Below are 12,755 nucleotides of genomic sequence, written 5' to 3'. Positions count from 1 at the left end.
CATGGCTATTGAAGGCGTATTAAGCGAAGGTTTCATCACCACCTCGGCCGACAAGCTGATCAACTGGGCGCGCACCGGGTCTATGTTCCCGATGACGTTCGGTCTGGCCTGCTGTGCGGTCGAAATGATGCACGTGGGCGCAGCCCGCTACGATATGGACCGTTTCGGCGTCGTGTTCCGTCCGTCGCCGCGTCAGTCCGACGTCATGATCGTTGCCGGTACCCTGTGCAACAAGATGGCGCCGGCCCTGCGCAAGGTCTACGACCAGATGGCAGAGCCACGCTGGGTCATCTCGATGGGTTCCTGCGCCAATGGCGGCGGGTACTACCATTACTCCTACTCCGTGGTGCGCGGCTGCGACCGCATCGTGCCCGTCGACGTGTATGTGCCTGGCTGTCCTCCGACCGCTGAAGCCCTGCTGTACGGCATCATGCAGTTGCAGAACAAGATCAAGCGTACCAGCACGATCGCACGCTAACCGGGCCGCTTCAGATTATGACAACACATTTAGAAGTACTGCAAAACGCCCTCGGCACTGCCCTGGGCGAACGCGTCAGCACGACGGTTACCCTGGGCGAAGTCACCTTGCTGGTCAAGGCGGAAGACTACCTGGGCGTGATGCAGACCCTGCGCGACGATCCGTCCCTGCACTTCGAGCAATTGATCGATCTGTGCGGCGTCGACTACTCGACCTATGGCGATGGCAGCTGGGACGGCCTGCGTTACGCGGCCGTTTCGCACTTGCTGTCCGTCAAGCACAACTGGCGCGTGCGCGTGCGCGTGTTCGCGCCGGACGACGACATGCCGCTGCTGCCTTCCGTGGTGGGCATCTGGCGCGCCGTCAACTGGTACGAACGCGAAGCATTCGACCTGCTGGGCATCCTCTTCGAAGGCCACAACGACTTGCGCCGCCTGCTGACCGACTACGGTTTCATCGGCCATCCGTTCCGCAAGGATTTCCCCGTCTCCGGCTATGTCGAGATGCGCTACGATCCGGAACAAAAGCGCGTGATTTACCAGCCCGTGACGATCGAGCCGCGGGAAAACGTGCCGCGCGTGATCCGCGAAGAACATTACGGGATGAAATAATGGCTGAGATTAAGAACTACACCCTGAACTTTGGGCCACAGCATCCGGCCGCGCACGGTGTGCTGCGCCTGGTGCTGGAGATGGATGGCGAAGTCATCCAGCGCGCCGACCCGCATATCGGCCTGCTGCACCGCGCCACCGAAAAGCTGGCCGAGCAGAAGACCTACCTGCAATCCGTGCCGTACATGGACCGTCTCGACTATGTGTCGATGATGTGCAATGAACACGCGTACGTGATGGCCATCGAAAAGATGCTGGGCCTGGAAGTGCCGCTGCGCGCGCAATACATCCGCGTCATGTTCGACGAGATGACGCGCATCCTGAATCACCTGATGTGGCTGGGTACCCACGCGCTGGACGTCGGCGCCATGGGCCCGTTCCTGTACTGCTTCCGCGACCGCGAAGACTTGTTCGACGCCTACGAGGCAGTGTCGGGCGCGCGCATGCACGCGGCCTACTACCGTCCGGGCGGCGTGTACCGCGACCTGCCGGACGCGATGCCGCAGCACAAGGCGTCGATCATCCGCAATGCCAAGGCCATCGGCAAGCTGAATGAAAACCGCCAGGGTTCCCTGCTGGACTTCATCGAAGACTTCGCGCGCCGCTTCCCGAACTCGGTGGACGAGTACGAAACCCTGCTGACCGACAACCGTATCTGGAAACAGCGTACCGTCGGCATCGGCGTGGTCTCGCCGGAAGATGCGCTGGCCATGGGCTTCACGGGCGCCATGCTGCGCGGCTCGGGCGTGCAGTGGGACTTGCGCAAGAAACAGCCGTACGAAGTGTACGACCTGATGGACTTCGACATTCCTATCGGCACCAACGGCGACTGCTACGACCGCTACCTGGTCCGCGTGGAAGAGCTGCGCCAGTCGAACCGCATCATCAAGCAATGCGTGGAGTGGCTGCGCAACAATGAAGGTCCTGTCATGACCAGCAACCGCAAGGTGGCGCCTCCGGGCCGCGTCGACATGAAGACCAACATGGAATCCTTGATTCACCACTTCAAGCTGTTTACGGAAGGTTTCCACGTGCCGCCAGGCGAGGCCTACAGCGCCGTGGAACATCCGAAGGGCGAGTTCGGCGTATACCTGGTGTCCGATGGCGCCAACAAGCCGTACCGCATGAAACTGCGCGCGCCAGACTACGCCCACTTGCAGTCGCTCGATGAGATGGCGCGTGGGCACATGCTTGCCGACGCCGTGACCATCATCGGTACGCAAGATATCGTGTTCGGCAGTATTGACCGCTAAGAGGCAAAAAGTATGTTGTTATCAGAGCAATGCTATAAGAAAATTGACCGTGAGTTGGCCAAGTACCCGGCCGACCAGCGTCAATCCGCCGTCATGGCCGCGCTGGCGCATGCCCAGGATGAACTGGGCTGGCTGGCACCGGAAACCATGAAGGAACTGGCCGATTACATCGGCATGCCGGCCATTGCCGTGCAGGAAGTGGCCACGTTCTACAATATGTACAACGTGAAACCCGTGGGCAAGCACAAGATCACCGTGTGCACCAACCTGCCATGCGCCCTGTCGGGCGGCGTGCGCGCTGCAGACTACCTGAAGCAGAAGCTGGGCATCGATTTCCGCGAAACCACCCCTGACGGCCAGTTCACCCTGGTTGAAGGCGAGTGCATGGGTGCGTGCGGCGATGCGCCTGTCTTGCTGGTCAGCAATAAAACCATGTGCAGCTGGATGTCGAACGAGAAAATCGACGCCATGCTGGAGGAACTCAAGAAATGACGTCACTCCACAACCGCCATATCGATCCATTGATCCTGAAGGATCTGGATGGCAAGAACTGGCATTTGCAAGATTATGTGAACCGCGGCGGCTATTCGGCCCTGCGGCGTATCCTGGAAGAGAAAATCACGCCGGAACAGATTATCGCCGACCTCAAGGCTTCGTCCTTGCGCGGCCGTGGCGGCGCGGGTTTCCCTACCGGCCTGAAGTGGAGCTTCATGCCGCGCCAGTTCCCGGGTCAAAAATACCTCGTCTGCAATACAGATGAAGGCGAACCGGGCACTTTCAAGGACCGTGACATCATTCGTTACAATCCGCATGCGCTGATCGAAGGCATGGCCATTGGCGCTTACGCCATGGGCATCACCGTGGGTTATAACTACATCCACGGCGAGATCTTCCAGGAATACCTGCGTTTCGAAGAAGCGCTGGAAGAGGCGCGCGCCGCCGGGTTCCTGGGCGACAAGATCATGGGCAGCGAATTCTCGTTCCAGTTGCATGCGCACCATGGGTATGGCGCCTACATCTGCGGCGAAGAAACGGCCCTGCTGGAATCGCTGGAAGGCAAGAAAGGCCAGCCGCGCTTCAAGCCGCCTTTCCCTGCCTCGTTCGGCCTGTACGGCAAGCCGACGACGATCAACAACACGGAAACCTTTGCGGCCGTGCCATTCGTGCTGAACATCGGCCCAGAGAAATACCTGGCGATGGGCAAGCCGAACAACGGCGGTTCGAAGATCTTCTCGATCTCGGGCGACGTGGAAAAACCGGGCAACTACGAAGTGCCGCTCGGCACCCCGTTTGCGACCCTGCTGGAACTGGCAGGCGGCATGCGCGGTGGCAAAAAGATCAAGGCCGTGATCCCTGGCGGTTCGTCCGCTCCGGTGATCCGCGGCGACATCATGATGCAGACCGACCTGGACTACGACTCGATCGCGAAAGCCGGTTCGATGCTGGGTTCGGGCGCCGTCATCGTGATGGACGAAACACGCTGCATGGTGAAGGCGCTGGAACGCCTGTCTTACTTCTACTTTGAAGAATCGTGCGGCCAGTGTACGCCTTGCCGTGAAGGCACAGGCTGGATGTACCGCATGGTGCACCGCATCGAGCAGGGGCAGGGTCGTCCAGACGACCTGGATATGCTCAACTCGATCGCCGACAACATCCAGGGCCGCACCATTTGCGCGCTGGGCGATGCGGCTGCCATGCCGGTACGGGCCTTCATTAAGAATTTCCGTGAAGAATTTGAATATCATATCGAGCACAAGCATTGCTTAGTGCCCGCATATATCTAAGCTGCGTCAGGTAACGATCACCATGGTTGAAATCGAAATAGACGGCAAAAAAGTCGAAGTCCCTGCTGGTAGCATGGTGATGGACGCCGCCAACAAATTGGGAACCTACATTCCGCACTTCTGCTATCACAAGAAATTGTCGATCGCAGCGAACTGCCGCATGTGCCTGGTCGAAGTGGAAAAGGCGCCCAAGCCTTTGCCCGCTTGCGCGACCCCGGTCAGTGCCGGCATGATCGTGCGCTCTTCCAGCGATAAGGCTGTGCAGGCGCAAAAGTCGGTCATGGAATTCTTGCTGATTAACCACCCGCTCGACTGCCCGATCTGCGATCAGGGCGGCGAGTGCCAGTTGCAAGACTTGGCTGTGGGCTACGGCAAGAGCGAATCGCGCTACAAGGAAGACAAGCGCGTCGTCACGCCGAAGGAAGCCGGTCCGCTGGTGTCCATGCAAGAAATGTCGCGCTGCATCCAGTGCACCCGCTGCGTGCGCTTTGGCCAGGAAGTGGCCGGCGTGATGGAGCTGGGCATGATCGGCCGCGGCGAACACTCGGAAATCGTGTCCTTCGTCGGCCAGTCCGTCGACTCCGAACTGTCGGGCAACATGATCGACCTGTGCCCCGTAGGCGCGCTGACGTCGAAGCCATTCCGCTACAGCGCCCGTACGTGGGAACTGTCGCGCCGCAAATCGGTCAGCCCGCATGACGGCCTCGGTTCTAACCTGATCGTGCAAGTGAAAGCTGGCAAGGTCAAGCGCGTACTGCCGCTGGAAAACGAAGCCGTCAACGAATGCTGGATCTCGGACAAGGACCGTTTCTCGTACGAAGCGCTGGACAGTGCCGAACGCCTGACCTCGCCGATGCTGAAACAAGGCAACGAGTGGAAAGAAGTGGATTGGCAAACGGCGCTGGAATACGTGGCGCACGGCCTGAAAAACATCAAGCACGAGCATGGCGCCGACGCCATCGCCGCGCTGGCGACGCCGCACTCGACCGTTGAAGAACTGGTCCTGCTGCAAAAGGTAGCGCACGGTCTCGGCAGCGAGAACGTCGACTTCCGCCTGCGCCAGACGGACTTCGCGCTCGATGCGAACGTCAAGCCATGGCTGGGCATGCCGATCAACGAATTTGGCCAGATCAAGCGCGCCTTCGTCATCGGCTCGTTCCTGCGCAAGGACCACCCGCTGCTGGCCACGCGTTTGCGCGCGTCCGTCAAGGGCGGCGCCAAGCTGTCGATCCTGCATGCCTCCGACGATGATCAACTGATCACCATCGCCAACAAGATGATCGTCGCGCCGAGTGACTGGCTGGCGGCCTTGTCGGAAGTGGTCGTCGCTGTTGCTAAAGCGAAAGAAATTGCGGCGCCAGCCGGTTTCGAAGCCGTCAACGCTTCGGACGTGGCGGTGGCCATCGCTGCCAGCCTGATGGCTGGCGACCATGGCGCCGTGCTGCTGGGTAACGCGGCAACGCAACACCCGCAAGCGTCGCAACTGCATGCTGCCGCGCAATGGATCGCCGAACAGACGGGCGCCACCCTGGGCTACCTGACGGAAGCGGCCAACACGGTTGGCGCGCACCTGGTCGCCAAGCCGCGCGCCAACGTGCAAGCGGCGTTTGCCGCGCCGAAAAAAGCCTACGTGCTGCTGCACGCGGAGCCGGAACTCGATGCCGCCAATCCACAAGCGGCCCGCGCCGCCCTGGACCAGGCCGAGATGGTCGTGGCGATGTCGGCCTTCAAGCACGGCATGGACTACGCCGATGTCTTGCTGCCGATCGCCCCGTTCGCTGAAACCTCGGGCACCTTCGTGAACTGCGAAGGCCGCGCGCAAAGCTTCAACGGCACCGTGAAACCGCTGGCGGAAACCCGTCCGGCCTGGAAAGTGCTGCGCGTCCTGGGCAACATCCTGGGCCTGGCCGGTTTCGACTACGACACTTCCGAAGCGATCCGCGACGAAGCGTTCGGCCTGGGCGTGACCGACCTGTCGGCACAGCTGAACAACGTTGCCAGGAACGCGCCGGAAGCGGCGACGTACGCACCGGCATCGCCGGCGCTGCAACGCATCGCCGACGTGCCGATCTACTTCGCCGACGCGCTGGTACGCCGCTCCGAACCGCTGCTGCGCACGGTCGATGGCGCCGCGCCGCAAGCCCATCTGTCCGCCGAACTGGCAGGCAAGCTGGGCATCAAGGCGGGCGACAAGGTCAAAGTGGCGCAAGGCTCCGGCAGCGCCATCCTGGTGGCGGCAATCCATGCCGGCCTGCCAGCCAATGTGGTCAAGGTGTCGGCGGCGCATGCCTCGACGGCTAGCCTGGGCGGCATGTTCGGTGACATCACAGTTGAAACAGCAGAGGGGAAAATCTGATGGCTCTGCCTGAATTTGTAAACGTCATCAACAGCGGCGGCCAAGAACTGCTGGGCGGTAGCTGGCCTTTCTTCTGGACCCTGATCAAGATCCTGTGCGTGCTGTTGCCGCTGATGGGCCTGGTTGCCTACGCCACCCTGTGGGAGCGCAAGCTGATCGGCTGGATCCAGATCCGCGTGGGCCCGAACCGCGTGGGCCCGCTGGGCCTGCTGCAACCGATCGCCGATGCACTGAAACTCTTGTTCAAAGAGATCATCATCCCGTCCAAGGCCGCCAAGGGCTTGTTCGTGATCGGCCCGATCATGACCATCATGCCGGCCCTGGCCGCCTGGTCGGTCGTGCCGTTCGGTCCGGAAGCCGTGCTGGCCAACGTCAACGCGGGCTTGTTGCTGCTGCTGGCGATTACCTCGATGGAAGTCTACGGCATCATCATCGCCGGCTGGGCCTCGAACTCGAAGTACTCGTTCATGGGCGCCATGCGCGCTTCGGCACAGATGATTTCGTATGAAATCCCGATGGGCTTCGTGATGGTCATCGTACTGATGGTCTCGGGCAGCCTGAACTTCATCGACATCGTTGGCGGCCAGCAAATCGGCTACTTCGCCGACAAGGGCGTGAACTTCATGTCGTGGAACTGGCTGCCGCTGCTGCCGATGTTCGTCATCTATCTGGTGTCGGGCCTGGCTGAAGCCAACCGCCACCCGTTCGACGTCGTCGAAGGCGAGTCGGAAATCGTTGCCGGCCACATGGTCGAATACTCGGGCATGGCCTATGCCATGTTCATGCTGGCCGAATACGCCAACATGATCCTGATCGGCGCCCTGGCTTCGATCATGTTCCTCGGTGGCTGGTCCGCACCATTTGCTTTCCTTGAGTTCTGGGGTGGGTTCGGCGGCTTCTTCTGGCTGTTCGCGAAAACCTTCTTCATCGTGTCGGTGTTCATCTGGGTACGCGGTACTTTCCCACGCTACCGTTATGACCAGATCATGCGCCTCGGCTGGAAAGTGTTTATCCCGTTGACGCTGGTCTACCTGGTCTTCGTCGCTGCCTGGATGCAGACATCCTGGAATATTTGGAAGTAAGAGAGTGCATACGAATGGATAAGGTAAAAGATTTCTTCAGCAGCCTCTTGTTGGGCGAGCTGATCAAGGGCATGGCGCTGACAGGCAAGTACATGTTTTCGCGCAAGATCACGGTGCAATTCCCGGAAGAGAAGACACCGATCTCGCCGCGTTTCCGTGGCTTGCACGCGCTGCGCCGCTACCCGAACGGCGAGGAACGTTGCATCGCCTGCAAACTGTGCGAAGCGGTTTGCCCGGCGATGGCCATCACGATCGAATCGGAACAGCGTGACGACGGTTCGCGCCGCACCACGCGTTACGATATCGACTTGACCAAGTGCATCTTCTGCGGTTTCTGCGAAGAGTCCTGCCCGGTCGATTCGATCGTCGAGACGCAAATCCTGGAATACCACGGCGAGAAACGCGGGGATTTGTATTACACGAAAGAGATGTTGCTGGCCGTGGGTGATCGTTATGAAAATGACATCGCCGCTGCGCGCGCCGCCGACGCACCTTATCGCTGATGGATGCGCTGCAGCTGACAAGCTGCGGCGCGCCCCTCGTTCATCTGTACGTCTATTGGGTTTTTTATGGACTTTAAAACAATTTTGTTTTACGCCTTCGCGCTGATCTTGATCCTGGCAGCGACGCGCGTCATCACGGCCCGTAATCCGGTCCACGCAGTACTGTTCCTGGTGCTGTCCTTCTTCTCCGCGGCCGGCATCTGGATGCTGCTGCAAGCTGAATTCCTGGCCATCGTGCTGGTATTGGTGTATGTCGGCGCCGTGATGGTGCTGTTCCTCTTCGTGGTCATGATGCTCGATATCAATATCGACCGCATGCGCGAGGGCTTCTGGGGCTACCTGCCGCTGTCCGTGACGGTGGGCGTGATCATCGTGCTGGAAATGGCTGCCGTCCTGTGGCACGGTTTCCGTAACTTTGCGCCGAGCATCGCGCCGGTGAACGTCAACCTGGGCGGCACCAAGGAACTGGGCATGCTGATCTACACCAAGTATGTGTTCGCCTTCGAGATCGCTGCCGTCGTGCTGCTGGTGGCCATCGTTGCCGCTGTCGCACTGACCCTGCGCAAACGCAAGGACACCAAGCATTTTGCTCCGGGCGATGCGGTACGCGTGAAGCGCAACGACCGCCTGAAGATCATCAAGATGGACGCGGTGGTCGAGCGTCCTGCGGCTGAGCCGGAAGTTAAGGAGGCACCATGACATTATCGCTCACACATTTTCTGGTCCTGGGCGCGATCCTGTTCGCAATCTCGATCGTCGGTATTTTCCTGAACCGCAAGAACATCATCGTATTGCTGATGGCAATCGAATTGATGCTGCTGGCGGTGAATATGAATTTCATCGCGTTCTCCCATTTCATGGGCGACGCGGCCGGTCAGATCTTCGTTTTCTTCATCCTGACGGTTGCCGCCGCTGAGTCGGCTATCGGTCTGGCTATTCTGGTGGTGATGTTCCGTAATCTGGATACCATCAACGTCGAAGACCTGGACAGCCTCAAAGGCTGATGTTTTTCAGACTCGATCTCTCGAATAATAACGATTAAGGTTCATCATGGCGGGGCAACTCCTCAACCCTAACCTCCTTCTTGCCGTACCGCTGGCGCCGCTGGCCGGTGCCGCGATTGCAGGTTTGCTTGGCACCCAGTTCCTGGGTAATTTGGTCGGACGCAAGACGTCGCATACCGCGACGATCCTGGGCGTTCTGATTGCACTCATCCTGTCCGTCCACACGCTGCTGGCCGTGCTCGATGGCGCGACGTTCAATGGCACCATCTATAACTGGATGACGATCGGCACCCTGAAGATGGAAGTGGGCTTCCAGATCGATTCGCTGTCGGCGATGATGATGTGCGTGGTCACTTTCGTCTCCCTGATGGTGCACATCTACACGATCGGCTACATGAAGGACGACGAAGGCTACAACCGCTTCTTCGCCTACATCTCGCTGTTCACGTTCTCGATGCTGATGCTGGTCATGGCCAACAACTTCCTGCAGCTGTTCTTCGGCTGGGAAGCCGTGGGCCTGGTCTCCTACCTGCTGATCGGCTTCTGGTACCAGCGTCCGACGGCCATCGTGGCCAACATGAAGGCTTTCCTGGTCAACCGCGTGGGCGACTTCGGCTTCATCCTGGGCATCGGCCTGCTGCTGGCCTTCGCCGGCACCATGAACTACCAGGAAGTATTCGCCAAGAAAGACGAACTGGCGCTGCTGACGATGCCGGGCACCGACTGGGCCCTGCTGACCGTGGCCTGCATCTGCCTGTTCATCGGCGCGATGGGCAAGTCGGCGCAGTTCCCCCTGCACGTGTGGCTGCCTGACTCGATGGAAGGTCCTACCCCGATCTCGGCACTGATCCACGCCGCGACGATGGTGACGGCCGGTATCTTCATGGTCTCGCGCATGTCGCCGCTGTTCGAACTGTCCGACACGGCCCTGTCCTTCATCCTGGTGATCGGTTCCATCACGGCGCTGTTCATGGGCTTCCTGGGCATCATCCAGAACGACATCAAGCGCGTCGTTGCTTACTCGACCCTGTCGCAGCTGGGCTACATGACCGTGGCGCTGGGTTCATCCGCGTATTCCGTGGCCGTGTTCCACCTGATGACGCACGCATTCTTCAAGGCACTGCTGTTCCTGGGCGCCGGTTCCGTCATCATCGGCATGCACCACGACCAGGACATCCGCAACATGGGCGGCCTGCGCAAATACATGCCGATCACCTGGATCACTTCCCTGATCGGTTCGCTGGCCCTGATCGGCACGCCGCTGTTCTCCGGCTTCTACTCGAAAGACAGCATCATCGAAGCCGTCGAAGCGACGCACATCTGGGGTGCTGGCTTTGCCCAGTTCGCCGTGCTGGCAGGCGTGTTCGTCACCGCCTTCTACTCGTTCCGCATGTATTTCCTCGTCTTCCACGGCAAGGAACGTTTCGGCCAGGCGCATGCGCACGGCCATGACGACCATCACGCACCGAAAGCGGCCCATGGCGCGCACGGCGATGCCCATGACGACCACCACGAGGAAGAGGAAGACGACCACGCGCACCACGGTCTGGAGCCTGGCCAGAAGCCGCATGAATCGCCATTCGTCGTATGGTTCCCGCTGGTGATGCTGGCGATCCCGTCGCTGATCATCGGCTACCTGACGATCGGCCCGATGCTGCATGGCGATTTCTTCAAGGGCGTGATCTTTGTCGGCGAAAACCATCCAGCAATGGAAGAGTTGTCGCATGAATTCCACGGCGCAATGGCGATGGCGATCCACGGCCTGTCGACGGCACCGTTCTGGCTGGCCTTGTCCGGCGTGGTGGCAGCCTACTACTGCTACATGGTCAACCCGCGCGTACCGGCCTGGTTCTTTGCCAAGTTCCACGCGATCCACACCCTGCTGGACAACAAGTACTACATGGACAAGTTCAATGAAGTCGTGTTCGCCGGCGGTGCCCGCTTGCTGGGTAATGGCCTGTGGAACTTCGGTGACAAGAAGCTGATCGATGGCCTGCTGGTCAACGGTAGCGCCAAGGTCGTCGCCTGGCTGTCCTCGCTGTCGCGGGTGCTGCAGACCGGCTACATCTATCACTATGCATTCGTGATGATCCTGGGCGTGCTGGGCTTCCTGATCTATTTCCTGCCATTCTGGCCCGCTAAGTAAGCTGACCTGATAAAAGAATACTGAGAACCATGATGCAGTCTACGATTTCTACACTACCTCCTTACCTGAGTCTGTCGATCTGGGTGCCGATCATTTGCGGCGTCCTGGTCCTGGCTCTCGGCCGTGACAGCAAAGCGGGCTTCACCCGCTGGCTGTCGCTGGCTGGCGCGGTGCTCAGCATGCTGTGCACCTTGCCGCTGATCCAGCATTTCGACAACGCCGCGCACGGCATGCAATTCGTCGAAAAAGCACCGTGGATTGAAACCTTCAATATCTGGTACTCGCTGGGTATCGACGGCCTGTCCCTGTGGTTCGTGCCGCTGACGGCCTTCATCACCGTCATCGTCGTCATTTCGGCTTGGCAAGTGATCGAGAAGCGCATCGCCCAGTACATGGGTGCCTTCCTGATCCTGTCGGGCCTGATGATCGGCGTGTTCTGCGCGCTGGACGGCCTGCTGTTCTACTTCTTCTTTGAAGCAACCCTGATCCCGATGTTCATCATCATCGGTATCTGGGGCGGTTACAACCGCGTGTACGCGTCGTTCAAGTTCTTCCTGTACACCTTCTTCGGTTCGCTGCTGACCCTGGTTGCCATCATCTACCTGCGCAATGCGTCGGGCACCTTCGACATCCTGGCGTGGCATGCGTTCAAGCTGACGATGAACGAGCAGATCTTCATCTTCCTGGCCTTCCTGATGGCGTTTGCCGTGAAAGTGCCGATGTTCCCCGTCCACACGTGGCTGCCGGACGTCCACGTGGAAGCGCCAACGGGCGGTTCCGCCGTGCTGGCCGCCATCATGCTGAAACTGGGCGCCTACGGTTTCCTGCGGTTCTCCCTGCCCATCACGCCGGACGCCAGCCATTACCTGTCGGGCTTCATGATCGCCTTGTCGCTGATCGCCGTGATCTACATCGGTCTGGTTGCCCTGGTGCAAACCGACATGAAAAAACTGGTCGCCTATTCGTCGATCGCGCACATGGGCTTCGTGACCCTGGGCTTCTTCATGTTCAACGACATCTCGGTGCAGGGCGGTATCGTGCAGATGGTGTCGCACGGCTTCATCTCCGGCGCCATGTTCCTGTGCATCGGCGTGCTGTATGACCGCATGCATACCCGCAACATCGCCGACTACGGCGGCGTCGTGAACCGCATGCCGAAATTTGCCGCCTTCTTCGTGCTGTTCTCGATGGCCAACTGCGGCTTGCCAGCGACGTCCGGCTTCGTCGGCGAGTTCATGGTGATCCTGGGCGCGGTGAAATACAACTTCTGGATCGGCTTGCTGGCTGCAACGGCACTGATCTGGGGCGCGGCGTACTCGCTGTGGATGGCCAAGCGCGTGGTGTTCGGCAAGATCAAGAACAAGCATGTGGCTGAACTGACCGATATCAACAAACGTGAATTCTTCATGCTTGCTGTACTGGCCATCGCCGTGCTCGTAATGGGTCTGTACCCAGCCCCGTTCACCGACACGATGCAAACTTCGGTTGCCGACCTGCTGCAGCATGTCGCCACCAGCAAGTTGCCTTAAATAGAAGAC

12 protein-coding genes are annotated in these 12,755 nt (G+C 59.7%); all 12 read left to right on the top strand.

Translation table 11 applies throughout. From position 1 onward, the window contains the following. Position 1: 1 nt before the first annotated feature. The 12 genes from ACZ92H_RS00310 (at position 2) to ACZ92H_RS00255 (ending at position 12,746) form a co-directional block, all read left to right on the top strand. Positions 2 to 478 (top strand): NuoB/complex I 20 kDa subunit family protein, encoded by a 477-nt coding sequence (locus tag ACZ92H_RS00310; protein WP_010399733.1) that lies wholly within the window; start codon positions 2 to 4, stop codon positions 476 to 478. Between the two features lie 17 nt (positions 479 to 495). Next, positions 496 to 1,089, top strand: a complete 594-nt coding sequence (locus tag ACZ92H_RS00305) for an NADH-quinone oxidoreductase subunit C (RefSeq protein ID WP_131372730.1) — start codon at positions 496 to 498, stop codon at positions 1,087 to 1,089. After that, the gene (locus tag ACZ92H_RS00300; protein WP_034749992.1) at positions 1,089 to 2,342 is read left to right on the top strand and encodes an NADH-quinone oxidoreductase subunit D; all 1,254 of its coding nucleotides are present in this window, start codon (positions 1,089 to 1,091) and stop codon (positions 2,340 to 2,342) included. Before ACZ92H_RS00305 ends, ACZ92H_RS00300 begins: the two co-directional genes overlap by 1 nt. A gap of 12 nt (positions 2,343 to 2,354) precedes the next feature. Beyond that, positions 2,355 to 2,834, top strand: a complete 480-nt coding sequence (nuoE, locus tag ACZ92H_RS00295; RefSeq protein WP_034779513.1) for an NADH-quinone oxidoreductase subunit NuoE — start codon at positions 2,355 to 2,357, stop codon at positions 2,832 to 2,834. Further along, positions 2,831 to 4,126 (top strand): NADH-quinone oxidoreductase subunit NuoF, encoded by a 1,296-nt coding sequence (nuoF, locus tag ACZ92H_RS00290; RefSeq protein WP_010399729.1) that lies wholly within the window; start codon positions 2,831 to 2,833, stop codon positions 4,124 to 4,126. The genes nuoE and nuoF overlap by 4 nt, the downstream gene beginning before the upstream one ends. Positions 4,127 to 4,148: 22 nt before the next feature. Further along, the gene (nuoG, locus tag ACZ92H_RS00285; protein ID WP_131372731.1) at positions 4,149 to 6,482 is read left to right on the top strand and encodes an NADH-quinone oxidoreductase subunit NuoG; all 2,334 of its coding nucleotides are present in this window, start codon (positions 4,149 to 4,151) and stop codon (positions 6,480 to 6,482) included. Further along, positions 6,482 to 7,564: an NADH-quinone oxidoreductase subunit NuoH gene (gene nuoH, locus ACZ92H_RS00280; protein WP_131372733.1), complete on the top strand. Its 1,083-nt coding sequence runs from the start codon at positions 6,482 to 6,484 to the stop codon at positions 7,562 to 7,564. The genes nuoG and nuoH overlap by 1 nt, the downstream gene beginning before the upstream one ends. Positions 7,565 to 7,578: 14 nt before the next feature. Continuing rightward, on the top strand, positions 7,579 to 8,067 hold the full coding sequence (nuoI, locus tag ACZ92H_RS00275) for an NADH-quinone oxidoreductase subunit NuoI (protein ID WP_010399726.1): 489 nt from the start codon (positions 7,579 to 7,581) through the stop codon (positions 8,065 to 8,067). A gap of 66 nt (positions 8,068 to 8,133) precedes the next feature. Then, positions 8,134 to 8,766: an NADH-quinone oxidoreductase subunit J gene (locus tag ACZ92H_RS00270; RefSeq protein ID WP_102295138.1), complete on the top strand. Its 633-nt coding sequence runs from the start codon at positions 8,134 to 8,136 to the stop codon at positions 8,764 to 8,766. Next, the gene (gene nuoK, locus ACZ92H_RS00265; protein ID WP_010399724.1) at positions 8,763 to 9,071 is read left to right on the top strand and encodes an NADH-quinone oxidoreductase subunit NuoK; all 309 of its coding nucleotides are present in this window, start codon (positions 8,763 to 8,765) and stop codon (positions 9,069 to 9,071) included. The genes ACZ92H_RS00270 and nuoK overlap by 4 nt, the downstream gene beginning before the upstream one ends. A 46-nt stretch (positions 9,072 to 9,117) precedes the next feature. Further along, a complete protein-coding gene (gene nuoL, locus ACZ92H_RS00260; RefSeq protein WP_131372735.1) occupies positions 9,118 to 11,217 on the top strand; it encodes an NADH-quinone oxidoreductase subunit L in 2,100 nt (699 codons plus the stop codon). A gap of 29 nt (positions 11,218 to 11,246) precedes the next feature. Then, positions 11,247 to 12,746, top strand: coding sequence for an NADH-quinone oxidoreductase subunit M (locus ACZ92H_RS00255; RefSeq protein WP_131372737.1), 1,500 nt, complete (start codon positions 11,247 to 11,249; stop codon positions 12,744 to 12,746). Positions 12,747 to 12,755: the final 9 nt, after the last annotated feature.

Source organism: Janthinobacterium foliorum (assembly GCF_978021625.1).
Note: the sequence above shows the minus strand (reverse complement) of the source record. Positions and strands in the feature narration are given on the sequence as shown.

Coding starts and splice junctions, on each gene's coding strand:
- ACZ92H_RS00310 (WP_010399733.1), top strand. CDS start 2: ATGGCTATTGAAGGCGTATTAAGCGAAGGTTTCATCACCACCTCGGCC.
- ACZ92H_RS00305 (WP_131372730.1), top strand. CDS start 496: ATGACAACACATTTAGAAGTACTGCAAAACGCCCTCGGCACTGCCCTG.
- ACZ92H_RS00300 (WP_034749992.1), top strand. CDS start 1,089: ATGGCTGAGATTAAGAACTACACCCTGAACTTTGGGCCACAGCATCCG.
- nuoE (WP_034779513.1), top strand. CDS start 2,355: ATGTTGTTATCAGAGCAATGCTATAAGAAAATTGACCGTGAGTTGGCC.
- nuoF (WP_010399729.1), top strand. CDS start 2,831: ATGACGTCACTCCACAACCGCCATATCGATCCATTGATCCTGAAGGAT.
- nuoG (WP_131372731.1), top strand. CDS start 4,149: ATGGTTGAAATCGAAATAGACGGCAAAAAAGTCGAAGTCCCTGCTGGT.
- nuoH (WP_131372733.1), top strand. CDS start 6,482: ATGGCTCTGCCTGAATTTGTAAACGTCATCAACAGCGGCGGCCAAGAA.
- nuoI (WP_010399726.1), top strand. CDS start 7,579: ATGGATAAGGTAAAAGATTTCTTCAGCAGCCTCTTGTTGGGCGAGCTG.
- ACZ92H_RS00270 (WP_102295138.1), top strand. CDS start 8,134: ATGGACTTTAAAACAATTTTGTTTTACGCCTTCGCGCTGATCTTGATC.
- nuoK (WP_010399724.1), top strand. CDS start 8,763: ATGACATTATCGCTCACACATTTTCTGGTCCTGGGCGCGATCCTGTTC.
- nuoL (WP_131372735.1), top strand. CDS start 9,118: ATGGCGGGGCAACTCCTCAACCCTAACCTCCTTCTTGCCGTACCGCTG.
- ACZ92H_RS00255 (WP_131372737.1), top strand. CDS start 11,247: ATGATGCAGTCTACGATTTCTACACTACCTCCTTACCTGAGTCTGTCG.